23 protein-coding genes are annotated in these 21,504 nt (G+C 47.1%); 16 read left to right on the top strand and 7 right to left on the bottom strand.

Annotated elements, in window-relative coordinates:
- Window positions 1–29: 29 nt before the first annotated feature.
- A complete protein-coding gene (locus tag H6626_03385; GenBank protein USN48144.1) occupies window positions 30–1,652 on the bottom strand; it encodes a PQQ-like beta-propeller repeat protein in 1,623 nt (540 codons plus the stop codon).
- Window positions 1,653–2,099: 447 nt separating this feature from the next.
- On the opposite strand from H6626_03385, the gene H6626_03380 reads away from it, so the two are divergent.
- Window positions 2,100–3,401: a cadherin-like domain-containing protein gene (locus H6626_03380; GenBank protein ID USN48143.1), complete on the top strand. Its 1,302-nt coding sequence runs from the start codon at window positions 2,100–2,102 to the stop codon at window positions 3,399–3,401.
- Window positions 3,402–3,702: 301 nt separating this feature from the next.
- Here H6626_03380 and H6626_03375 read toward each other — a convergent pair whose 3' ends face one another.
- From H6626_03375 to H6626_03360, 4 genes are all read right to left on the bottom strand, one after another.
- On the bottom strand, window positions 3,703–4,065 hold the full coding sequence (locus H6626_03375; protein ID USN48142.1) for a hypothetical protein: 363 nt from the start codon (window positions 4,063–4,065) through the stop codon (window positions 3,703–3,705).
- On the bottom strand, window positions 4,031–4,456 hold the full coding sequence (locus H6626_03370; GenBank protein ID USN48141.1) for a hypothetical protein: 426 nt from the start codon (window positions 4,454–4,456) through the stop codon (window positions 4,031–4,033). Before H6626_03370 ends, H6626_03375 begins: the two co-directional genes overlap by 35 nt.
- A 282-nt stretch (window positions 4,457–4,738) precedes the next feature.
- Window positions 4,739–5,044, bottom strand: a complete 306-nt coding sequence (locus H6626_03365) for a hypothetical protein (protein ID USN48140.1) — start codon at window positions 5,042–5,044, stop codon at window positions 4,739–4,741.
- A 388-nt stretch (window positions 5,045–5,432) separates the two neighbouring features.
- Window positions 5,433–5,771: a hypothetical protein gene (locus H6626_03360; protein USN48139.1), complete on the bottom strand. Its 339-nt coding sequence runs from the start codon at window positions 5,769–5,771 to the stop codon at window positions 5,433–5,435.
- 306 nt (window positions 5,772–6,077) lie between these two features.
- On the opposite strand from H6626_03360, the gene H6626_03355 reads away from it, so the two are divergent.
- From H6626_03355 to H6626_03320, 8 genes are all read left to right on the top strand, one after another.
- Window positions 6,078–6,398, top strand: coding sequence for a helix-turn-helix domain-containing protein (locus H6626_03355; protein ID USN48138.1), 321 nt, complete (start codon window positions 6,078–6,080; stop codon window positions 6,396–6,398).
- A 253-nt stretch (window positions 6,399–6,651) separates the two neighbouring features.
- Window positions 6,652–7,002: a hypothetical protein gene (locus H6626_03350; GenBank protein USN48137.1), complete on the top strand. Its 351-nt coding sequence runs from the start codon at window positions 6,652–6,654 to the stop codon at window positions 7,000–7,002.
- A 499-nt stretch (window positions 7,003–7,501) separates the two neighbouring features.
- On the top strand, window positions 7,502–9,019 hold the full coding sequence (locus H6626_03345; protein ID USN48136.1) for an NHL repeat-containing protein: 1,518 nt from the start codon (window positions 7,502–7,504) through the stop codon (window positions 9,017–9,019).
- A gap of 300 nt (window positions 9,020–9,319) precedes the next feature.
- The gene (locus tag H6626_03340) at window positions 9,320–9,547 is read left to right on the top strand and encodes a hypothetical protein (protein ID USN48135.1); all 228 of its coding nucleotides are present in this window, start codon (window positions 9,320–9,322) and stop codon (window positions 9,545–9,547) included.
- A 114-nt stretch (window positions 9,548–9,661) separates the two neighbouring features.
- Window positions 9,662–10,099, top strand: coding sequence for a 6-carboxytetrahydropterin synthase (locus H6626_03335; protein ID USN48134.1), 438 nt, complete (start codon window positions 9,662–9,664; stop codon window positions 10,097–10,099).
- The gene (locus H6626_03330; protein ID USN48133.1) at window positions 10,099–10,482 is read left to right on the top strand and encodes a 6-carboxytetrahydropterin synthase; all 384 of its coding nucleotides are present in this window, start codon (window positions 10,099–10,101) and stop codon (window positions 10,480–10,482) included. The genes H6626_03335 and H6626_03330 overlap by 1 nt, the downstream gene beginning before the upstream one ends.
- A gap of 163 nt (window positions 10,483–10,645) precedes the next feature.
- Window positions 10,646–11,386, top strand: coding sequence for an rRNA pseudouridine synthase (locus H6626_03325; GenBank protein USN48132.1), 741 nt, complete (start codon window positions 10,646–10,648; stop codon window positions 11,384–11,386).
- 78 nt (window positions 11,387–11,464) lie between these two features.
- Window positions 11,465–12,169: a YebC/PmpR family DNA-binding transcriptional regulator gene (locus H6626_03320; GenBank protein ID USN48131.1), complete on the top strand. Its 705-nt coding sequence runs from the start codon at window positions 11,465–11,467 to the stop codon at window positions 12,167–12,169.
- Between the two features lie 4 nt (window positions 12,170–12,173).
- Here the strand turns inward: H6626_03320 and H6626_03315 are convergent, their stop codons facing one another.
- On the bottom strand, window positions 12,174–12,608 hold the full coding sequence (locus H6626_03315; protein ID USN48943.1) for a SufE family protein: 435 nt from the start codon (window positions 12,606–12,608) through the stop codon (window positions 12,174–12,176).
- Window positions 12,609–12,956: 348 nt separating this feature from the next.
- Here H6626_03315 and H6626_03310 point away from each other — a divergent pair, with 348 nt between their 5' ends.
- From H6626_03310 to H6626_03285, 6 genes are all read left to right on the top strand, one after another.
- Window positions 12,957–14,150 (top strand): NAD(P)/FAD-dependent oxidoreductase, encoded by a 1,194-nt coding sequence (locus tag H6626_03310; protein USN48130.1) that lies wholly within the window; start codon window positions 12,957–12,959, stop codon window positions 14,148–14,150.
- A gap of 322 nt (window positions 14,151–14,472) precedes the next feature.
- The gene (locus H6626_03305; GenBank protein ID USN48129.1) at window positions 14,473–14,742 is read left to right on the top strand and encodes a hypothetical protein; all 270 of its coding nucleotides are present in this window, start codon (window positions 14,473–14,475) and stop codon (window positions 14,740–14,742) included.
- 194 nt (window positions 14,743–14,936) lie between these two features.
- On the top strand, window positions 14,937–15,503 hold the full coding sequence (locus H6626_03300) for a hypothetical protein (GenBank protein USN48128.1): 567 nt from the start codon (window positions 14,937–14,939) through the stop codon (window positions 15,501–15,503).
- Between the two features lie 84 nt (window positions 15,504–15,587).
- Entirely contained in the window at window positions 15,588–16,088 is a 501-nt protein-coding gene (locus H6626_03295; protein ID USN48127.1) for a hypothetical protein, read from the top strand.
- 15 nt (window positions 16,089–16,103) lie between these two features.
- Complete coding sequence (locus tag H6626_03290; GenBank protein ID USN48126.1) at window positions 16,104–16,289, top strand: hypothetical protein; 186 nt, start codon at window positions 16,104–16,106, stop codon at window positions 16,287–16,289.
- Window positions 16,290–16,327: 38 nt separating this feature from the next.
- Window positions 16,328–19,198, top strand: coding sequence for a PD40 domain-containing protein (locus H6626_03285; protein ID USN48125.1), 2,871 nt, complete (start codon window positions 16,328–16,330; stop codon window positions 19,196–19,198).
- Here the strand turns inward: H6626_03285 and H6626_03280 are convergent.
- On the bottom strand, window positions 19,163–20,446 hold the full coding sequence (locus H6626_03280; GenBank protein USN48124.1) for a CCA tRNA nucleotidyltransferase: 1,284 nt from the start codon (window positions 20,444–20,446) through the stop codon (window positions 19,163–19,165). The genes H6626_03285 and H6626_03280 overlap by 36 nt on opposite strands.
- Before the next feature lie 17 nt (window positions 20,447–20,463).
- On the opposite strand from H6626_03280, the gene queG reads away from it, so the two are divergent.
- Entirely contained in the window at window positions 20,464–21,504 is a 1,041-nt protein-coding gene (queG, locus tag H6626_03275) for a tRNA epoxyqueuosine(34) reductase QueG (protein USN48123.1), read from the top strand.

Raw genomic sequence — 21,504 nt, 5'->3', positions numbered from 1 at the left:
ACCAAAGGGAATCCGATACCTTTTGGAGGTTAGGGTTCGCAAATGAGACTTTCCGTACTGCTTGGCGTGGCGCCATAGTTGATGACATTTTCTAGATTGGCCTGATCAATCAAATTATTTTGATCGGCGCTCGAAGTTGTCTCTGGGGGACCTGAGCCATCATTGAAAGCAAGGGATGAGTCAGTCAGCTGCACATCACTCCATTCGTCGCAATCATATTGCATCACGCTGCCGTCTAAATTGATCTTTGTCACAAAAGCCGTCAAATCACCCTTATGCCCCACAATCTTAAGCGAGTGATCTTGAGTTTCCACAAAGTCGTGAAAAAACGCCCCTTCTGGCAATCTTTTTGCCCAAAGAAACTGTCCAGCGCCACTCAAACTTAAAACCAGAGACTCCGTTGAAGAAATGGATCCCACTCCTATTATTTGACCATCACTCACAGGCTTGACTCGCTTGATGTTAACTCCCGATTCTTGCGCCTTCCAACTCCATAGAACATCACCATTGCCGTCAACCTTAACTACAATGGCCTCGTTACTCAATAAACCATTCAAAAGGTAATTGCCGTCCGGCATCTGTTCAATCCAATTAAACCGGCCAATTGTGCCAGATCCAACATTGAAAGTTCTATTCACAAGTTCTGTGCCATCGTTGGCTAACTTCAAAAACCACATGTGTAGGTCTGCACCAGAGGACACACTGCCCACAGCAACAATTTCGTCGCTGCTTGTAGTTAGTCCGCTCGAAAAACTAGCGTAATTGGCATCTCCGTCGAAACGCTTCTGCCAATCAATAACGCCAGCCGAATCTGTATTAATAATTGATCCCCCATTGGGCCCCAAGGACACGTTTACTGAGGCTCCAATTTGTGTGAATCCACCGTCCGCCATGGCCGTTGTTTTATCAACGTAAACTCGGGAACCGAATGCAGATTTGCCAAAAGTTCTCGCCCAAAGAGGCGTACCTGTTGCCAGATCAATAGCTGTCATCACTCCTTCATCAAAGTATATTTGGCCAGAGACAAATAACGTCGCCCCAACTATTAGACCATCATTAAATGATTTAAATTGAAATGCCCTCTCCCAAATAATTTGTCCGTCATTGGTCTCCCGGCGTACGTAAGCTCGATCAGTTCCAGTGCTGTATTTGCCAATGGCAATTTGATCATCAGTACCAGCCACCGGGATGACTCGAAATAGATACGAAACAGATCCCAAAGAGATTGTTCGAATGGGGTAAGGAAATCGGGTGTATTCAATACTTATAGGCGCATTTTCTCCTGTTATCTGTGTTGCCGTGTCACCAACAAATTGAAGGGAAACCGGCCCGTAGTTTTGAGGAGTCAAACTTATCATATAGGATGTGCCAGAACCTTGGATCTGGACAATTGCGGCATTTTGGATACTAAAGTGGCTGGCCAAAAGTGGCTCTACGGGTTTTGAAAACTGAGCACTCACAATGATGTTAGACTCGTAAGTTTTCTGAGTGTAGGCTCCGGAGAAAGTCAGAACTGCCTTAACCCCGTCACTTCGAACAGCTCCATTTATCGTATTATCTGCCAACTGACATGAACTTAAAAAAACAACAACGGCAAATAAACAACTCTGAGTAATCGCCTGAGGTAACGTTCCATTTTTGTAGGATGACACTTAGCCTCCTCTTTAATGCTCCAGCAAAAATACTAGACCACCTATCGGATGATGCGTCGAATAACTTAAACAATTTCGACATTTTTTCCTGAAATTCGTACGGTATCCCTTTCCTTTTTGTTTTGCAGAGCAACGCAAAAAGGAAAGGGATACCTTTTTCCAAATCTCAATTTGAAACAGTCTCGCGGACCAGTCTCGCGGACCAAGCCCCATTTTTTGAAAACACCACTGTTTGCCGCCATTTCACTGACAAAATCAACCGAAGCCTCGGCCTAAAAAAAAAACACGAAAAAACACGAGAAACTGCTAAAGTTATCTCGACGTTCGTCCGAGTAAGATATTATGAAGATCCTGTCGGTACTTTTGTTCATTGTTATTTCGGGCTCCGTAGGCTGAAAGCTCGAATCTTCTCTCTCCGGTACATTTAACGGTGCCTCGGGCGATGCTTTGCCGCCGACTCCTGAAGTCCCAGAACCTCCACCTCCGCCACCGCCGCCTGGCCCCAATAATCCACCCACTGCCGTGGCTGATGCTCTCTCGATACCTTTGAATAGTCCTCTTCGATTCGACCCGCTGGCCAACGACGAAGATATTGATGGCGATGGCCTGACGGTAATTAGTGTTACTGATGGCAGCAAGGGAACGGCCACTCTTCACGGCGATGGCACTATCACCTATGAGCCTACGCCTGGCAATAGTGGCTCTGACACCTTTACTTATGAAGTTGAAGACGCGCGGGGCGAAGTCACTACCGGGACGGTGACCGTTTTTATTGCTCAATCAGCCTCTACGTACAATATGTGCGGGACTTTGCGTGAATCGTCAGAGCTTGCCGGCACATTGTATGACGAAGGCGGGCCTTCAGCCAATTATGGCACCTATCAAAATTGCGCATTTCTAATTGATCCGGGTTTCGATGGCACAATTGATCTTTCGTTTACATCATTCAGTATCGAAAATGGTTGGGATCGTTTTTATATTTATGAAGGCCGGGGCGATACCGGCATACTGATTGCCAATCTCACTGGCAGCCCTGGCTTACCCCTCAATTATTCAATAAGTAATTCGGCCTATTTCGTGTTCACGTCCGACCATGGTGGAAGCGGGCCCGGGTTTGAAATGTCGTGGTCCGTAACGCCCACCTCAGGTAATCTAACGGCCACGACCAATCGGTATAATATCTACCGGACCAACGAAACTGTTCTCGGCGAGGTAGCCAACTTCACTAGCCCATCAAATCTTTCGTACAGTATTGTTTCTGGTGGTGGATATTTTAACGCGTTAGGATCGCAAGACCTATTCTCATTTATGACACCCAGTCTCCCCGGTGATGCTGTATTACGAGTGTCAGATTCAAGTAACGGCCACACCTATGATTTGAATATCAAAGTGGTAAAAACTTTTAAAACCTGCAGTGATTTTTCATCCACTGATTTAGCCGGAGTCATTGTCGACTCCGGGGGAGACACTGCTAACTACAGTAACAATCAAAACTGTGGATTTCTCATTCAGCCCCCTTCTGGAACTTCGGTGACTTTAGAAATCCCCTACTTCAATGTAGAACGGGGCTACGACAAACTCTTTATCTATGATGGCGTCGACGATACAGCTCCACAATTGGGATCCGCCGTAACCGGAAAATCTCGCGGTACATTCACCTCCACGGGCCCTTCTATGTATGTCAAATGGACATCCGACTTCGGCGCCACTTGGCCTGGGTACAGGCTGCGGTGGGTGACCAACGACTAGATTTCACCCATGTTTTTTGCTGGTTTTGTATTCTGAGTTCAGTCCCGTTGATGGCCGACACCAGAACGCCCCAGAAAATCCAATCTATCACTGAGTTGTCGACCTGGACTTCTTCACTACAACCACACCCGTTTATCATTGCCACGAAGATCATCTGTCCGCAGAATTTAGTCTTATTTTAAGACGTTCTGCTTCGTGCTCACACAGTTTCGTTTAAAAAAAGTGGGTTCTGATATACAATAGATATATTGATTGAGGGGGTTTTGTGGTACGTTTAAATGTAAGGTAACGTTCCATTTCCTTAGGACGGTTCCATTATTTCGCAGCCCAAAAACGTTAGTCTGACATTTCCTGTAATATTAAGTCGGTTTTTCCAATATTCTTCCCACTCGCCGGCACTTGTTATGCGTTTTATGATGATTTTTGTCATCTTTTCGGCGCCTTTTTTACTCCAACCGAACCCGATCTTTTTTATGCGGCGGCCGATTTCGCGCATCATTCTCTCTATCATTGAACTCACTCGGGGATTCTTTAATCCCATATGAAGCCACGTGCGTAAGTAAGCAAACATCCCCTTTTTGGCTCGTATCAAGTACCTCGCGGCATCTCCGTAACCCTTCGTAATTAATTCATCGATTAAGTCTTGAACGCCTTTTTCTGCCATCAAATTTTTTCTCAAGACCTAGCTTTTCCTCTGCGCTGACCTGATCGAAGTCTTCTTCAGGTATATGTAATTCAATCGCTGCAGCTAATTCACCCTGGAACGATCTTGTTTCTTCTATTGAAGCACCTCCTTCTATGCGTAAAGGCTGATAGATATCCTTTACGATGTGCCAGTGACATCGTTGATGATCGAGCGTCAACTTCTTAAGACCATGTATCAGTCCGGCCTCGCCATCTGAGACCAGCACATTAGCTATGGCTTTAAATTTTACTCGCTCATTAGGATGGTTAGCGGCTTTGATCATTTGCCCAATGCTTTGCCAACTCTCATCTGTCCAAGCGCCATATGGACGGACGCCTCCATCTCGATCCACACCAACTACAACCTTCACCTCTCCGCGATTCGACTCGTACTCTGGCTTTTTCTTATAACCAGTGCCATCGGCAACTAACGTATCACAGCGGCCCTTAAGAGGATTTCGTCACAACAACTTGCCATAACCCACCGATGAAGAGTCGTGGGGGATCTCAATCGATCAATGCTTTTTAAGTGAACCTCACCTCGACGATAGCTCTGCTCACTGAGAAGCTCCACAACAGTCTTCTCTAACTCTACGGATTTTTTTCTGATACCGATCGAGTCCTAAAAAAGTTCTCTCAGTGGGATCGTCGTCTTATGGCAGCTTTTGCATTTTGAGCCGGGTCCATAGCACCGTCACTGTACCCACACCCGTTCGAACCGTCTTTTTTTCTTCTCGTCTTGTGACAACAAGATGTGACTTCTTGCAACAGTCGTGGCGACCCACCCCCAGCACTTTCTTGTAGACCATGTCGTCAAGTAGCCTTAACAACACCTGCAAAAACCCGGGTATACCCTCGCGCTCAAATAACTCTTTTGACGCTAAGAGTAGCTCGTCTAAAGTAAATTCATTTTCTGATAGACTTGCGCCCACTTTTAAAGACAATATTTGCTCAATCATTTGGTGGTCTCCTTGTTGTTTGTTTTTAGTCGAGCATCAACAAGGAGATCATTTTTTTATCTTCTCAACGCCACCACTTATCACTCTTGCGAACAACCTTTCTTCGACGACTCGATGGAGCTTTCAACTGAGCTTGGTGTTCTTTTAAACACCGAGGACACCATTTCGTTCGCTTGGCATTGTGAAGACTTCTTTGCCACTTGCACTTACACTTTAAACACTGCCAATCAAGTGGCGCGTCTATATGCTCGTAGGACTTTGATAAAAGCTTGGCATTGTGATCTTTGGCAAGCTTTCTGATCTCCTTGACTGTGGCCTTTCTCTTTTTAAAGCCCCTCTCGCCTTCGACAGATGGGACACCACTTGCCTTGGCTAACATTGGCTGGGGTCATAAAAACATGTGACCCCATAAACACTTCCACTTAAGCATCGTATGGGCATCGATGTAGATTCTAGATAAACAAAGCCCTTTATGTGCCTTGGCCCGAGCCCTTTGTATTGTAATGTCGCCTCGAAGCTCCTCACCACGACGCTTAAAATAACATCGCCTACACCAACTGCCTTGCTTAATGTTCTCTGGTGTCGCCAACCACTCATGACGAGCCTCGCACCGCCATAACATCTTTGTTCGACCGTTTGCATACTCTTTTGTTAATAACCGACCACCGCGAGTTCTTGCTATTCTTCGCAACTCACGTAGTTGTTTTAGACGGGCTGTCTTAGTCATCACTTCAATCCAGACAATAAGGTGTAAAACTCAAAAATACTCTAGCACTATTCAACAGTTACGGTGAATTCATAAAAACTGTCGCTGTTTGAGACGCCCAATTGGGCTTAAGCTTCGACCCACAACAATGGCGCAGCTATTCTCAAATTGATGCATAAAAAACGAGCAGTACAGCAAAAATAACTGTTCCGACAAAGTTAAAGTGTCCGCTTTTTTCACAAAGTAGAAATGTCCGCTTTTCTACATTGAGTCATTACAGTGACTTAGTGGTGATTTATTAAGCTCTCTCACCATGAGGGGGCTTAAATGGGTGCTAAACGGCTTAGATTAACGGGGGCAGAGGTGAAAAAATTCAGAGTGATAAAAGACGTGATGGATAAACGCATGCGTCAGAAAGAAGCCGCAGAGGTATTGGGGTTGTCAACAAGGCAGGTACGACGCCTTGAAGACCTCGTACGTCTTCAAGGCGCCAAAGGTGTTGTGCACGGTCTTGTCGGTCGTACAAGCAACAACGCTATATCTCCAGAGAAGGTGGAGAGGGTCAAGTCTTTGTGGGTAAATCAGTACCAGAAAGCAAATCTTAACTTCACTCACTTTACTGAGAAGCTCAATGAAGTGGAGGAATAAAGATCAGCGTTGAGTCGGTGCGAAAAAATACTGCGCAGTGGAAACCTCACTGACAAGAAAATGCATCGTCCCAGGAAGCTGGCACCGCAAAAAGGCGCCCGAGACGTGAGAGTGCCGGCGAGCTTTGCAACAAGACACATCACCGCACGACTGGCTGGGCACAGGCCGGGAGCTACAACTAATCGTGATTGTCGATGATGCAACACCTCAGACCCGCTCTATGCACAGTTCTTTGAGCATGACGGGACGTTGTATGCCTAACTTCAAGGCCCTCGAACATGTGTTTAGAACTTATGGCCTTCCTATGGCCATCTACACGGACAAGGCCAGTTGGTTCCACTACTCAGGACAAGGAGTGAAGGTAGGTACTCACAAGTCGTACTTCGAAGATCCAAAGGAAGACAAAAAGTCCTCACCCAAATCGGCAGAGCCCTTGATGAGCTGGGGAGTCGAGTTCATAGCAGCACACTCGGCCCCCGCTAAGGGTCGCGTTGAGAGAATGAACAGGACTTTTCAAGATCGACTGATCTCAGAGCTCAGGCTTCGAAAAATAAAAACATCGACGTTGCAAACGTATTTATCGAAGACGTGTATTTTTACCTGACTTCAGGAAGCGCTTCAGGAAGGCGCCTAAAAAGCCCCAGGAAAGCCTTTGTAGAGCTCTTTGACCCCAAGTGCTTACGGAACATCCTCTGCGCTAAATACACAAGTACAGTACGGCCAGATAACATCATTGCTCGAAAGGGCCTTTATAAAATCCAACTCCTGCCAGCCGCTCACAGAGCCAACTGGGCAAAGGCAAAAGTGGAGGTCAGCATCCACACCGATGGCACCTTGAGCGTGGTTCACGAAAAAACCAGAGAGGCAATCCCACATGAGGTGATTGAGTGTAAAAAACTAACAGAATTTAAGAATGGCTCAAAACGAAACACGCACAATGTGTCAGACTGAGAAAAGGGGACATTTCAACTTGGGAAAAGGCCAAAAAAACCGGACATTTCTAAAATTTTTTAACAAGTACAGCAAAAATAACTAAAGTTATTCACCGCATCAGACGATACTAAGTATATCAATTTTAATGGAGTGCTTAATATGGAGGCAAAATGTCGCCCTACAAAAATGGAACGTTACCAAATGTAAATCGAAGTATTTTGGCTACGAGTTTGATCGCATTGGCGATGGCCGTTGTGTCCTGCCGTCTGGGTGAGAGTACAATTAGCGGAAGCGTTCAAATTGCACCAAAAAACAAAAACATTTCAATCTCTACTGATGGCGGCGGCGCAGGGAGCACAGTGAGTGAGATTACCGGCGAAGTGGGTCAGGCCGAAGATTTTTTCATTAACATTACTGACAGCAACGGCGACTCGCTGAATCCCGACTCTATACTTTGGGAAGTTATCAGCGGACCTGCCTCCATAACAGTGGCACCAGATTCACTTTCAATTAGTATTTCTGCTGCATTATCAGGAAACGGACAAATCCAGATCACAATTGATGGTCAAGTGTTCTTAGTTGAATATTCAATTGCGGCAGCGTCACCACCTCCGAGTTGTCCGGGCGGGCCAACCGTATTTGCGACAAATATGAGTGCCCGTACTGTAATTGGACAAACAAATTTCGTTAACTCTTCAGCAAACCAAGGCGGCACTGCAGCCGCAAACACATTGAAGTCACCTTTAGGGGTTTGGGTTAAAGATGGCAAACTGTATGTGGGTGACAGCGGTAACCATAGAGTTTTGATTTATAACACAATCCCTACAACTGACGGCGCGGCGGCCGATGCTGTGGTGGGGCAACCTGATTTTGTCACCGCAAGCAGCGGCACATCCGCCACTCAGTTTGCGGGCGTTCAGGGCGTTGCCGTGGATGACAACTACCTGATGGTGTCTGAGTGGTCCAACAACCGAATTAGCTTCTGGCCTCTGTCAAATCTTTCGGCGGCCACTCACGCCCTGGGCCAGCCCGACCTCGTTTCTGGGAGCAGCAATCAAGGTGGCACTGCAGGAGCAAATACAATAAAAAATTCAAGTCAACCCGCTTTTGGAGGCAATAAGTATTTTGCCACCGACGTGAATAACAACAGAGTGGTGGTTTACGACAAAAGTAGCTTCGCAACGGGAATGAGTGCAGAAACTGCACTAGGCCAACCTGATTTTCTGACGACAAGCTTTGGTAGCGCAGACAATAAAATGGATGCACCTTTAGGGGTTTTTTCAGATGGGACCAAATTGTTCGCGACGGACCTCTATAATAACAGGGTTCTCGTTTACAATGACATCAACTCACTGTCCACGGGTGTGGACCCTGACCTTGTCGTTGGCGGAAGCTACGGGAATGCCGCCAACCAAATGGACGACCCGATCAGTAGCTTCTACGATGGAACACGACTGCTCGTGGTGGATCGCAATAACGATCGTATATTGATATTTAACTCTTTACCTTCGCCCGGCACAGATGCAGATATCATCATTGGTCAACCCGGTGGCGGTACGGGCAATCACAACCAATGCAATTGCTCGACGGCTGCTGCAAACACGCTATGGGGTCCGCACTTTGTTTACTGGGACGGCTGCCGTTTGTATGTATCAGACACGAGCAACCATCGCGTATTGATTTACTAAAAAGGTATCCGCCAAAAGGTATCGGATTCCCTTTGGTAGCAATGGTGCGTCACTCAAGTGACGCACCATTGCTACCAAAGGGAATCCGATACCTTTTGGCGGATACCTATTACCAGATCTCAATTTGAAACAGTCTCGCGGAGCCAGAAAAAAATCCGCTGCCGCCCCTAAAGTCTGCCTCCACTAAGGCCGATAGGTCCTTTGTCGGCCTGATGTTTTGGCCGGCCCTGCGGGCGTGAGTATTTTAATGACTCACTGGAACTTAGCCCTGCAGATCATCACGGGAATAAGGGGGCCTATATGGCAGATAATAACGGACCGAAAAATTCAGGCGGAAGTAACAATGTGGTGCAATTGCCTCAGCAATGCCCAGTTTCACAATGCGGAAAAAAGCCCAAACGGGCTGGCTTTTGTGACGAACATTTTCTTTGGTTCAAAGAAGGACTCATTAATCGTAAGGGTGAAAAGCCCAGTGATTTTGATAAAAAATACCAGGCCTTCTCTCGACGGCATAAAACAGCCGCCTAATTACCAGATTTCCTTATGTTTTGACCCTCACTGATTAAACAATCTGTGGGGGTTTCCTATTTGTGGAGTCAGTGCAGTTGTGGTCAATCAATTGTTATGTTACACCTTTGACCTATGAAAACGCCCGATTCCACACCCAAAGCTCGGCTCTCCCGAAGGGTGTATTTTAGCTCTGCTCACCAATACTATCAGCCCCAATGGTCTGAACAAAAAAACCAAGAAATTTACGGCGATCTCTACTCACCCCACGGCATGGGTCACAACTTTGCGCTCGAGGCTTACGTGGAAGGCGCCATTGACCCGGTCACGGGCATGATTATTAATATGGCTGACTTTGATCAAATTTTAAAAGAGGCGGTCAAACCCCTCGATCATCGCTTCCTTAATAAGGACGTGCCATATTTTTTTAATACCGTACCCACCCTTGAAAACATCGCCGTTTATTGCTTTGAGAGAATTTCTGAAAGCCTTAAACCAACGTCCTTACAGCTGTTAAAGGTGCGGGTCTATGAGGGTGACGATGTTTGGGTTGATTACGGAGCGGATCTCTAATGCCAGAAAAAGTTCGCCTCACTCAAACCTACAAAATGAGATGCGTACACAAACTGCCCTTTCCTGAGCTTCTACCCGACCGATTCGGTGATCACGGACATCACTATTTAATTGAAGTCACTATTGAAGACTCGATCCACCAAGAAAGCGGGCTAAGTGTAGACCGCAAATACATGAATGGCATTGTGGAGCGGATCTTAATTGCCCCGTATGATAAATCCTATTTAAACGATCACTTTGAACACACTACAGGTGAAGTGCTCGCGCAGAAGTTCTTTGACCTTTTAAAAGACTCCGAACTTGGCCCCATTTTAAATGATGTCACCGTAAGAGAGACGGCAAAAAACAGTTATTACACCTGTCAGAAGAAAAAGAGCATATAAACGAGCATGGCCACAACAATCAATACACCAATAAAAAAAGCACCGGCACTCATGGCTTCCATCTTATCAAAAAAGTTGGCTTTTTTATGGGATCGTTTTGCCAAAATAGGCTCCTTTAAATCTCATGGTAACCTTCAAACCCACTTTGCGCACGGTTTTTTTTATGTCTGAACTTCGGTCTATGGTTCGCCTATCAAAGTTAATGTCCGAACAGGGCTTGTGCTCACGAAGAGAGGCCGATGCCTATATCACTAAAGGCTGGGTGTTTGTAAATGGAGAACAATGCTCCACATTGGGCACTAAAGTTCCTCGTGATGCCAAAATATCACTTAGCGCTGAGGCTCAAAAAACAAGCTCGCTTAAAGCCACTGTGATTCTCAATAAACCCATCGGCTACACGTCGTCGCCGAATGAAGACAACTACCCACAAGCTTTGGATTTAATTCAAGCCAACAACCAACTTCGCAACAAAAGTCCGTTGAAATTTACGCCCGAGCAGAAAAAGTCCATGGCGCCCGCTGGCCGCCTAGACATTGACTCCACGGGACTTCTCGTACTCACGCAAGATGGGCGCATCGCTAAACAACTGATCGGCGAAAATTCTTTGATCGAAAAAGAATACCTGGTGCGAGTGGACGGCAAGATCACGCAAGAAAAACTCAATCTATTGTGTTCAGGCCTTCACCTTGATCATCGAGCCTTAAAACAAGCAAAAGTCACAAAAGCGGGACCAGGACGGCTCCGGTTTATTTTAAAAGAAGGTCGAAAACGACAGATCCGTCGCATGTGCGAACTGGTTGATCTCAAAGTGATTGCCCTTAAACGCATTCGCATTGGCCAAATATCGCTTGGCGGCCTACGCCCGGGCCATTGGCGTTACCTATTGCCTGGCGAAAATTTTTAAAACCCGGCACTTGCCAGACACCCATTTTATCGTAAAAATGGCGCCACTAATCCAATACGTACATGAGGGATAACAACCATGGGTAAGAGCTGGAAAAATCCAATGAAAGCGGCGCAAGCTGCAAAAAAAGGTCAATTGTTCACTAAATTTGCCAAAGAAATTGCAGTGGCAGCAAAGCTTGGCGGCCCTGATCCAGACTCTAATGCTCGCTTGAAACTCGCTGTGAATGTGGCTCGCGCCGCATCGTGCCCAAAAGACACCATCGAACGGGCCATAAAAAAGGGTTCTGGTCAATTGGACGACGGCACTATCATTGAAGAGCTCACCTACGAGGGCCATGCCCCACACAATGTGGGCGTTATCATCGAATGCCAAACCGACAATAAAAACCGCACCATTTCTGACCTTCGAACCATCTTCAATAAAAAAGGCGGACGAATGGGCGAAAGCGGTAGTGTGCAGTGGATGTTTGATCGGGTGAGCATCATCGAGGGGTCTCACGACAACATCTCCGACCCCGAAGAGGAAGCCATTGAAGCCGGCGCCAATGATGTGGAAGACAATGGCGATAGCACATTTGCTTTTTATGGTGAGGTGTCAGACCTAGATACCATTCGCACAGCGCTAACTGAGAGAGGCTGGGACATTACAAAGGCCGAACTCGGGTATCGACCAAAAAACTTTTCTGAGATCAATGAAGAACAAAAACAAGAGGTGATCGACTTTCTAGAAGCCCTGGAAGACAACGACGACACCCACCGTGTCTACGCCACAATCAGTTAAACAACTACGCTTGTTGGCGTTGCTGAATGGCTTTAAAGGCGAGGGCGTAATATTTGATCTGCTTGATCATGGCATGCAACCCTTTGGCCCGGCTCGGCGTTAGCTGACGCTCAAAACCTAAAGCAGAAATAAACTCTGGATCTGTACCTAAAATTTCATCCGGCGTGGCCCCTGAGTAAAGCCGCATAAGCAAAGCCACCAAGCCCCGCACTATTAACGCATCGCTATCGCCGGCATAAAACACTTTGTTGCCTTCTAGTTCGGCAGTCACCCACACCTGAGATTGGCAGCCCTTCACAAGATTTTCATCGATCTTGTCTTCATCAGACAAAGGCTCAGCTTCTTTACCGATTTCAATAATACGTTTGTAACGCTCCTCCCAATTGGGAAGATCTTTAAACTCTTGCACTAAGGATTGTTGCCGCTCAGAAATTGACATGGCGAAGATATACCCACAGGACGACACCTTTTCACCGCGCGGCGCACAATCGCACCCCCAACATGTCGCACCAGTAACCTCACCCATATTGCCATCATCGGAATATCATTAGAGTATAGCTTTGTAGACGAGGGAACGGAAGAGACAAGCCTCCTCAAGGAGAGGGGCACAGCTTCATCCACGCTGCCGGCCCGAGTGGCCGCATGTCGTCTTCGGATTGCGTCACTTTGTGCCGCAACCCGGATACGCCATGCACATCGGGAGGGCAGCGTGGATGAAGCTGTGCCCCTCTCCTTGAGGAGGCTTGTCTCTTCCTTCTGGGTTCAAATATTGGCAAAGGATGACATCATGGGTACAGTTAAACGACAGTTTGTGATTATTGGTGCGGGAACAGGTGGCATCACCGTTTGTGCAATGATTGCTCGGCGCATGGGTGGCGATAAGATTGCCATCATTGAACCATCAGAGAAACATTACTACCAGCCTCTTTGGACTCTTGTGAGTGGCGGCATCGTTGAACGCGAAAAATCTGTTCGGGATCAGGCCGATTATATACCTGACAATGTTGAATGGGTGAAAGACCGGGTCACTGAGTTTTTTCCTGACGACAATTATGTGATGACTGCCGGTGGCACTCGCGTGGAGTACGACTACCTGATTGTTGCCCCAGGACTTCAGATCAACTGGAACTTGGTGGAAGGACTTTCTGAAACTTTAGGTAAAAATGGCGTGTGCAGCAATTACGCCTTTGAGTCTGTAAACTACACCTGGGAGCTTGAGAAAAACTTTAAAGGCGGAAGAGCGATTTTCACCATGCCGAGCACCCCTGTGAAATGTGCTGGGGCTCCGCAGAAGGTGATGTATTTGGCAGAAGAGTATTTCCGTATGTCGGGTGTGCGTGACAAATCGGAAGTCATGTTTGTCTCGGCCGGCGGCGCTATCTTCGGCGTGCCCAAATATCGTGAGGCTTTAGAAAAAGTAGTAGATTCACGAGATATTAAAACCTTGTTTAAACACGATCTTGTAAAAGTGGACGGCCCCAACAAGAAGGCTACATTTAAAAATCTCGACACCGGAGAACTTGTGACCATGGATTATGACATGCTTCATGTCACACCTCCCATGGGCCCGCCCGACTTTATTAAAAACAGTCCCATCGCTGCCAAAGAAGGCGGCTGGGCCGAAGCCGACAAATACACACTTCAACACCCACGATTCAAAAATATCTTTTGCTTAGGCGATGCCAGTAGCCTCCCCACTTCGCGCACCGGAGCTGCCATTCGCAGTCAGGCCCCCGTAGCTTTTGATAACCTTATGCGGGTGGTTGATGGCCTTGAGCCCACAGCCAAATATGATGGCTATGCCTCATGCCCCCTAATCACTAGCCGAAGCCGTTGCATTTTGGCTGAGTTTGGCTACGACGGTGAAGTGATGGAAACCTTTCCATTCAACCAGGCCAAAGAACGCTGGAGCATGTACCAACTGAAACGGCATTTTATTCCGTTTATGTATTGGAATTTCTTGTTAAAGGGCTACACCTGATAATAAGCGCTAGGCCTATGGGTATAAGGATATGCAATACGTCGCCCTGAAAATCCTCCAGAAAATGGGGGATCTCAACCACAGATACATTTTAGCTCACTCCTAGATCGACAAAAAAAGAGAGAGGCCGGGGCCTGTTTTAAGGCTGAACACCCCTGTGACGAATTGGGGCCTTTTGAGCTGAAGGCCCCTTCTAAATGACCTCTCCCCTGACCAAGCATCTATTTTCGTAATGTTTTCCGCAACTTACGTGAACCCTTCAAAGTGGCACTGGCTCTTTATTTGCTCTTTACCTGGTTAAACAATACTCCGGGAGGGAGAAATGAAACTTTTTGCAGCCCTATTTGCCGCTATCATATTTATCCTTATAGGCCATATTGGCGTTGCTGCGGCCTCTGAAACAGCCACCTTTCAATATCAAGCCGGTGATATTGGTACCATTAAAACAGATGGCCCCAATAAAAATGCAGCCCGCTCTACCGCTTCTGAAGAATGCTTTGATCGCCGAATTGATCTTTTTGTGCAAAAGCGAGGCGAACTCCCCGATGATGCTCAAGCCGCTTTGATTATTGATTCATGTGTGAACATTTAGGAATGTGACCGAAAGATATTTTCGGTCACCTTCTGTCCCTACTATTAACCGAAACCCTTTTGTTCTGTGTCGCTTTGACCCCAGTCTTAGCTTGAAATTAAAAATATCAACTCCTCGCCTTGGCACAATCCGTGCTCAATGAGTTCTTCGACAAGCAATTTGTCACTTCAACCACATAAACGAGGGGAACTCTTATGTTACAAAGAACGTCTACACTATCTCGCTTTTGCATGGCCGCATCTTTAGTGGTCAGTTTAGCTGCTGCTACGGCGCAGGCCGACATTGAAACTCTTGAGTTGGATTACCGCGGACAAGAATTTCAAGCTGGTCCGTATAGACCTGATGTCTTATTTTTAAAAGCCAAAGCCGAGCAACAACATGGCTATCGCCATCGCCTCATTGATATGATCAAAAACGGTTCGGCTAAGCTTGAATCTGTTCGCCTTGTTGCAAAAAGTCGAATGGGTCATGGCCGTGCCACATTGACTGTGGGCCACAATGATCAATCCTGGGCTACCATCGACAATAAGGGCAACTATTACGACAATAGTCGCTGGAGTTATGACACCGTTTTCTTACGTAACTGGGACCAGTGGCGCACGGGGCCCTGGCAAATTGATCTTGTTGGTAACATTAAAGTAGATAGTGTCACTTTGTTTATTGATGTCCCCAATCGCTGGGATCGTGACCGCGATGATCGAGGCCGCGGACCTGGCCGAGGTGGACGCGATGGCCGTGGCGGCCATGGCGGTCGTCGATAACTCAGACTGTCAACTGAGTCCGGCGTCACCTCAGGCGAAGATACTGGGTGACGCCTTAGCCATTTCTCGGTAAACCTAAAGCCAATGAAACTCATTCATTGGCTGTTTTTATTTTCCGTTTTCACTCTCACAGGTTGTTTTGATGGCGCCTCAGGTGGATCTTCGTCACTGGTGGCACTTCCGGCCGTGTATTTTCAATGCGACATCAGTCAAAACAATGATTGTGACCCCGTGAGCAACCCCACATTAAAAGTCTATGTGGGCTGGCATGGACACGCCTCTGCTGATTGCGAAAGTGTATTTTTGCAACTTGAGTCATTGTTTATTATGGACGATGTGTTTTCAGCCTGGGGAACCACCACTTCTTTTTCACCTTCTTCCTCAGTTCTTATTGGCGAAATTGGCCCCACTGAGTGGCAGAGCGAGGGGCAGGATATTGGATTTCTTCCCAATGATACCTATACGCTTTGTGCCTTTGTGGACACGGACAACAACAATCGATACAGCTATCCTGAGCCCGTGGGCACTCTCACGGGGGTGAGTCCCCAGAGCCAATCATTAGAAATCACTAACTGGAGCAACTAACAAGGCGGTACATCCATGAGTAAAGTTTTGGATTTTATTTTTGGCAAGAGCCCGAAGATTTTCGACAAAGATGGGCAGGTTCGACACGAGCTGGGCAAACAAACTTGGGAGAACTGGAAAAACCGCTATATTGCCGGCGAAGAGTTTAACTGGAAAAACCATTCTGGAACTAAAGCCAAAACACATCGCAAGTCTCAGTGATGCGCTATTTAGGCCTTCTTTTTGGGCTGGCGTGTGTTTTGTCGTATCCATTTGCACAGGCCAGCGACCCTCGTATTAAATGGGAAGTATTAGAAACAGACCATTTTCAAATCATTTACGACCAGCGCTATCCTGAGGCCGCTCGCGAATACGCCGTGGCTTCCGAGGTCGCTCGCACGCGGCTTTTGCCTATATTCAAGGAAGCCCCTCAAAAAACGCTGGTCTTGCTAGATAGCTCAACGGACTCGGCCAACGGCATGGCCACTTTTGTGCCTGAGCCCATCATTGTGGCTCATACGGTTTTGCCAGACCCCATTAGCTCCATCGGCGATTTCGACTCTTGGGCCGAGGAGCTAATGATTCATGAGTACACTCATATTTTGAATTTTCAACCCGTGCATGGATTCTACGTTCCTTTCAAATACATTTTTGGAAACGTGGTGCGCCCCAACGCCGTCTTGCCACGATGGTACATGGAGGGACTGGCCGTTGAAATGGAAACTCGCCTGAGTGATGGCGGGCGTCTGCGCTCCGACTACGTGCATGCGGCCATCAGGGCCCTTGTGCACGAAAACCAACTTTCAAAAGAAACTTTAGATCAAATAAATCCTTCAAGCATTCCCCGATGGCCCTTCGGAAGCCGACCTTATTTTTATGGTTCTTTGATGTGGACGGAGATGGCGCGATCAAATGATCCGGCCATTTTTGAAAAAATCAATCAGCACTACTCACGACGAATCCCACTGTTTCTTTTAGACGAGCCGGCTTTAAAGATCACAGATAAAACATACGAACAGCTTCGTCTTTCACTGTATCAGCGCCTCACAAGTGATGCGAGCGAGCAGATAAAATCCATTCAAGACAAGCGCTCTATCCCCTTAGTCTCTATGAATCTGGCCGGTGCCGGACAACATAGCCCATCCGTTAGCCCCGACGGTCAATGGCTGGTGTTTCCAGGTTTTGTGCCAAAACAACAGGGGCAATTGCGGTTGATCAAAAAAGAAAATAACCTTGAGGGAACGCCCACCTTTGCACATGGCAAAAGTGAGGTCGTGCATCGCGGGTATGGGTTTTTAAGAGCCAGTTGGAAGCCCGACAGCAGCGGGTTTGTGTTTGATCAACTCAACACGGTCAACCACTACAACAGTTATCGTGATTTATTTTTCTATGATCTAAAGACAAAACAAGTTCGGCGCATCACAAAGGGACTCCGAGCTCATGAGCCCGCCTTTTCTCCAGAAGGTGACCGCCTTGCGTTTATAAAAATGGGCCCCAATAAAAGTGAGCTCGCTCTGATGTCTCTTCCCTCCCGTCAGACCCGAATCATCTACAAGCCCGAATCTGGCACTCGACTTTCAAGGCCTGAGTTTTTAGATAAAAACACTGTGGCCTTTTCAAAGAAAAGCCCCGGCACACCAGAAATGCTCTATGCTCTTGATATGAATAGCGGCAAAATCAAGTCTCTTTTGCCGACCTACCGGCCGGCAAAGATGCCCCGCCTCACATCCAGTGGCCTTGTTTTTGTCAGCGGACAAACGGGGGCTGAAAATCTTTTTCTATCAAAGTTTCCCTACGAAAAAGCCCAGCCCCTAACCAACACCTTGACCCAAGTCACAAGTGGCGATCTGGATACAAAAACTCAAACCATTTATGCTAGTGAGCTCACCAGCCAAGGGTTAAAGCTCAAGTCCAAACCACTGGCCATAGAACATCCTCCACAGCTTGATCCCGTGGTGAAACCCTATTGGCCTGAAGTTTCAGAAAAACCCTTAAAGTCAATCTCAATGAAAAAGAAAGATTACTCTCCTCTTGGGTATCTGCTTCCCAAATATTGGATTCCCTTTATTTATCCCATGGAAGATGGCGTTTTGATTCAAGCACTCACCACGGGTTCAGACCCCGCAGGTGTAAACAGTTACACCTTAAACCTCGGTTACGACACAGTGACACAACTGCCCTCTTACGCGGTGTCTTTCACCAACCGATCCCTGCCCACGTCGTTGTATATGAGTTACGTGGAGTACAACGACTACTTCCCCAGCGGGGCGCTTCTCACCAGTCGCTCGGGTCAGGTGGGAGCCGGATTCTTTTTAGCGGAAAACAACCAATGGATCATGAACCTGGGTAGCATCTCTAGCCAATCCGGAAGTTTTGAGGGCACTCCCATTGAAAGGTGGGGTTCTCTGATCAGCGTGAGCTATAATGACTCCACAAATAGCGAGCGACCCGAAGGAGGCTATAAAGACAATCACTTTTTATCGCGCCTTGAATGGCTGTCTTATTTTTACGATGGTGGACCAAATTTTCGAACATACAACAAAACCAGCGGCAGCTTGCAATATGAATGGACTCGAGGCCTCAGACCCCAGCACAGTATTGGCTGGCAACTCAAAGGGACGTTTGCCCCTGAAATTCAAACGCAAGATCTGGTCGAGCTAGGAGACAAAACCTCTGGCGTCAACTATGTGGCAAGCCTGATTAATAGTTCATATTTGATGCGCGGCTATCCTAGTGGCGCCTTCATTGGAAAATCCCTAGTCAACACCAGCCTCAGTTACAGCTTTCCCGTTTTTGATATTTATCAGGGTCGAGGATTGTTTCCCTTGTTCGTCAATGACCTGACCGCATCGGTATTTGTTGATGGCATCTCCGTAGATGGCGCGGCACTCAGTCGCCCGCTTGGCGGAGGCGCCTACCAAAGGAATCAATTTGACTCTTCTTTTTGGTCCACGGGCCTAGAAATGCACCTGAACATGCAAGCTGGATTTCACTTACCCATTTCATTTGTGACTGGCCTCTATAAAGGATTTGATAAAAATGCTTACGGCGATTTTTCAATTTTTTATGGCCTTGTACTCGGAAGCCTTGATGGTCTAGGAAAGTCCTCGACGGGACACTTCACTCATTAACCATTCTAACAATTCTTTTCGATTTAAACTCTCACCGAGTAACTGCCGATCATAGGCGGCCTCCACAAGCTCTCCCACACTTTTGCCGGGCGCTAGGCCTAAGTTTAAAACATCCTTCCCCTTGACCCAGGCCGCAGGCAGCAGGCCTTGTGAGTCACAGATTTGGTTGTAAGCTATCACCAAAGACTCCAATGACGAGGTGTCACCTCTTTCTATTATCGATTTAAACTGAAGAAGGTCCAATAAATAAACACCCATCCCATGTCCCAGTAAACGCAAAGCCTTAGCCGGATGCTTGGTAAAAATCGCTATCAGTGAATGATAGTGTTGCACCAACCAAGTCACATCGTCCGCCAGTTGCCGCGGACCGTGCCATTCCATCAGACAATCGTGGGCCTTGGCATCACTCACATTGAATGACAAAAATAATCCAGCCCAGTAGGACTCAATGGCATTAACTTTTCGCTGCATAAAACCATTGAGCATCACTTTGAACTTTTGACCGCAGGAGACTGCATCACTTTGGTCTTTGTTCAGAAATAATTCCGGCATCAGCACCTGCAATAGACCAGTTTCAAACAATCCATTGAATCCTTTCACCGGATTTTCACTGAGCCATATTCGATTCATTTCAGAAAAAATACGCTCTACGGAAACCGCCTGAATCGATTCGGCCCTCTCGCAAAGTGCCAAATAAGTGGCCGGAGCCAACGAGAAATTCAGTTCACCACTAAAACGCACGGCACGCATTAAACGCAACTTATCCTCATCAAACCGACGACAAGGATCGCCCACGGCCCGTAGAGATTTGTCTTTTATATCTTGCAGACCACCCACGTGATCAATGACGGCATTGGATTGAATATCGTAGAATAAAGCGTTCACAGTAAAATCTCTGCGAGCCGCATCTTCTTGGGGTGAGCTAAAGGTCACAGCTTCAGGGTGCCTGCCGTCCACATAGGCCCCATCTTTTCTGAATGTGGCCACCTCCACCTGAAATCCCGAAAACGGCACAATCACAATTCCAAACTCTCGCCCCACGGGTATGGTCTTTTCAAAAAAACCCTCCACAGCTGTTGGAGGGGCATCAGTGGCAATATCAAAATCCTTTGGCACTCGTCCTATTATGGCATCACGTACACAACCACCGGCCAGAAAGGCTTTAAAACCGTTATTAATAAGTTTTTCAGCCACTTCTTTGACATGAGGCCATTGTTTATGATTTTCAAAAGCTGAGAGAAGTTTCACATTAACCACCTGGCGCTATGAAATCACGAATCGAACAACAGATCAAAAACTTTGGCTTTCAGCGCTTTGGTTTTGCCGCACTGACAGCCCCCCTATCCATGGAGCACTACCGCCAGTGGATAAAAGATCAATACCATGGCGAAATGGCCTACTTAGAGACACACGTTCAACAAAAACAAGAGGCCCATCGGGTGCTGCCGTCCGCTCAATCCGCCATAGTTGTGGCTATAGACTACCTTCCTCACCCCCACCCGACCTCCACACCTATTAAAAAAAGCCGCGTGGCCCTGTATGCTCGAGGCGAAGACTATCACCATTGGTTCAAGAAGCAGTTGCAAGCCTTGGCCTTGGCGTTAAAAGACGAATTTTCAGATCATGAATTTTTAGCCATCACAGACTCAGGCCCGGTGCTTGAAAGAGACTTGGCCTATCGAGCCGGGTTGGGCTGGGTGGGAAAAAACACCTGTTTAATTGATCAAAAAAATGGAAGCTTATTTTTTATTGGTGAAATTTATTGCTCGTTACCACCAGCGACTTTTGAGTTAGGATCTTCCGCTGTGGCCCTCCACCCTGATCGCTGTGGCACCTGCACTCGCTGTATAGATGCCTGCCCCACTCAGGCTCTTGTTGAAGCCAAAAAACTCGATGCCACCAAGTGTATTTCTTATTGGACCATAGAGAGTAAATCCAACCCCCCGTTGGCGCTTCGACCTCACATTGGCGATTGGCTATTTGGATGTGATATTTGTCAAACCGTTTGCCCCTGGAATGAAAAGGCCTTTGGCAAATCAGAAATGCAGGCCATGGTGCCAAAGCTTTTGGCCAATGATATCGATCTTATCGATGAACTCCACTGGATCCTCAGCACTTCAAACAAACAAATACAAAAAAAACTACACGGCAGCCCCCTCTTGCGAGCCGGCGGCGTGGGGCTAAAAAGAAATGCGCTAATCATTACAGCAAACCACAAGCTTGCGGCGTTAAGAGCCGATGTTGTCGCTCTTGTTGATCACCCTCGTCTCGGCGACCTGGCCCAATGGACCCTAGACCAGCTTTGA

The organism is Pseudobdellovibrionaceae bacterium (assembly GCA_023898385.1).
Lineage (GTDB): Bacteria > Bdellovibrionota > Bdellovibrionia > Bdellovibrionales > UBA1609.
This window is presented reverse-complemented; position numbering and strand designations above follow the sequence as displayed.

Excerpts from the sequence above, each read along its gene's own strand:
- H6626_03300 (USN48128.1), top strand. The coding sequence starts at position 14,937 with ATGTTACAAAGAACGTCTACACTATCTCGCTTTTGCATGGCCGCATCT.
- H6626_03375 (USN48142.1), bottom strand. The coding sequence starts at position 4,065 with ATGGCAGAAAAAGGCGTTCAAGACTTAATCGATGAATTAATTACGAAG.
- H6626_03365 (USN48140.1), bottom strand. The coding sequence starts at position 5,044 with ATGATTGAGCAAATATTGTCTTTAAAAGTGGGCGCAAGTCTATCAGAA.
- H6626_03360 (USN48139.1), bottom strand. The coding sequence starts at position 5,771 with ATGACTAAGACAGCCCGTCTAAAACAACTACGTGAGTTGCGAAGAATA.
- H6626_03305 (USN48129.1), top strand. The coding sequence starts at position 14,473 with ATGAAACTTTTTGCAGCCCTATTTGCCGCTATCATATTTATCCTTATA.
- H6626_03340 (USN48135.1), top strand. The coding sequence starts at position 9,320 with ATGGCAGATAATAACGGACCGAAAAATTCAGGCGGAAGTAACAATGTG.
- H6626_03290 (USN48126.1), top strand. The coding sequence starts at position 16,104 with ATGAGTAAAGTTTTGGATTTTATTTTTGGCAAGAGCCCGAAGATTTTC.
- H6626_03350 (USN48137.1), top strand. The coding sequence starts at position 6,652 with ATGCCTAACTTCAAGGCCCTCGAACATGTGTTTAGAACTTATGGCCTT.
- H6626_03330 (USN48133.1), top strand. The coding sequence starts at position 10,099 with ATGCCAGAAAAAGTTCGCCTCACTCAAACCTACAAAATGAGATGCGTA.
- H6626_03325 (USN48132.1), top strand. The coding sequence starts at position 10,646 with ATGTCTGAACTTCGGTCTATGGTTCGCCTATCAAAGTTAATGTCCGAA.
- queG (USN48123.1), top strand. The coding sequence starts at position 20,464 with ATGAAATCACGAATCGAACAACAGATCAAAAACTTTGGCTTTCAGCGC.
- H6626_03355 (USN48138.1), top strand. The coding sequence starts at position 6,078 with ATGGGTGCTAAACGGCTTAGATTAACGGGGGCAGAGGTGAAAAAATTC.
- H6626_03310 (USN48130.1), top strand. The coding sequence starts at position 12,957 with ATGGGTACAGTTAAACGACAGTTTGTGATTATTGGTGCGGGAACAGGT.
- H6626_03295 (USN48127.1), top strand. The coding sequence starts at position 15,588 with ATGAAACTCATTCATTGGCTGTTTTTATTTTCCGTTTTCACTCTCACA.
- H6626_03335 (USN48134.1), top strand. The coding sequence starts at position 9,662 with ATGAAAACGCCCGATTCCACACCCAAAGCTCGGCTCTCCCGAAGGGTG.
- H6626_03345 (USN48136.1), top strand. The coding sequence starts at position 7,502 with ATGTCGCCCTACAAAAATGGAACGTTACCAAATGTAAATCGAAGTATT.
- H6626_03320 (USN48131.1), top strand. The coding sequence starts at position 11,465 with ATGGGTAAGAGCTGGAAAAATCCAATGAAAGCGGCGCAAGCTGCAAAA.
- H6626_03315 (USN48943.1), bottom strand. The coding sequence starts at position 12,608 with ATGTCAATTTCTGAGCGGCAACAATCCTTAGTGCAAGAGTTTAAAGAT.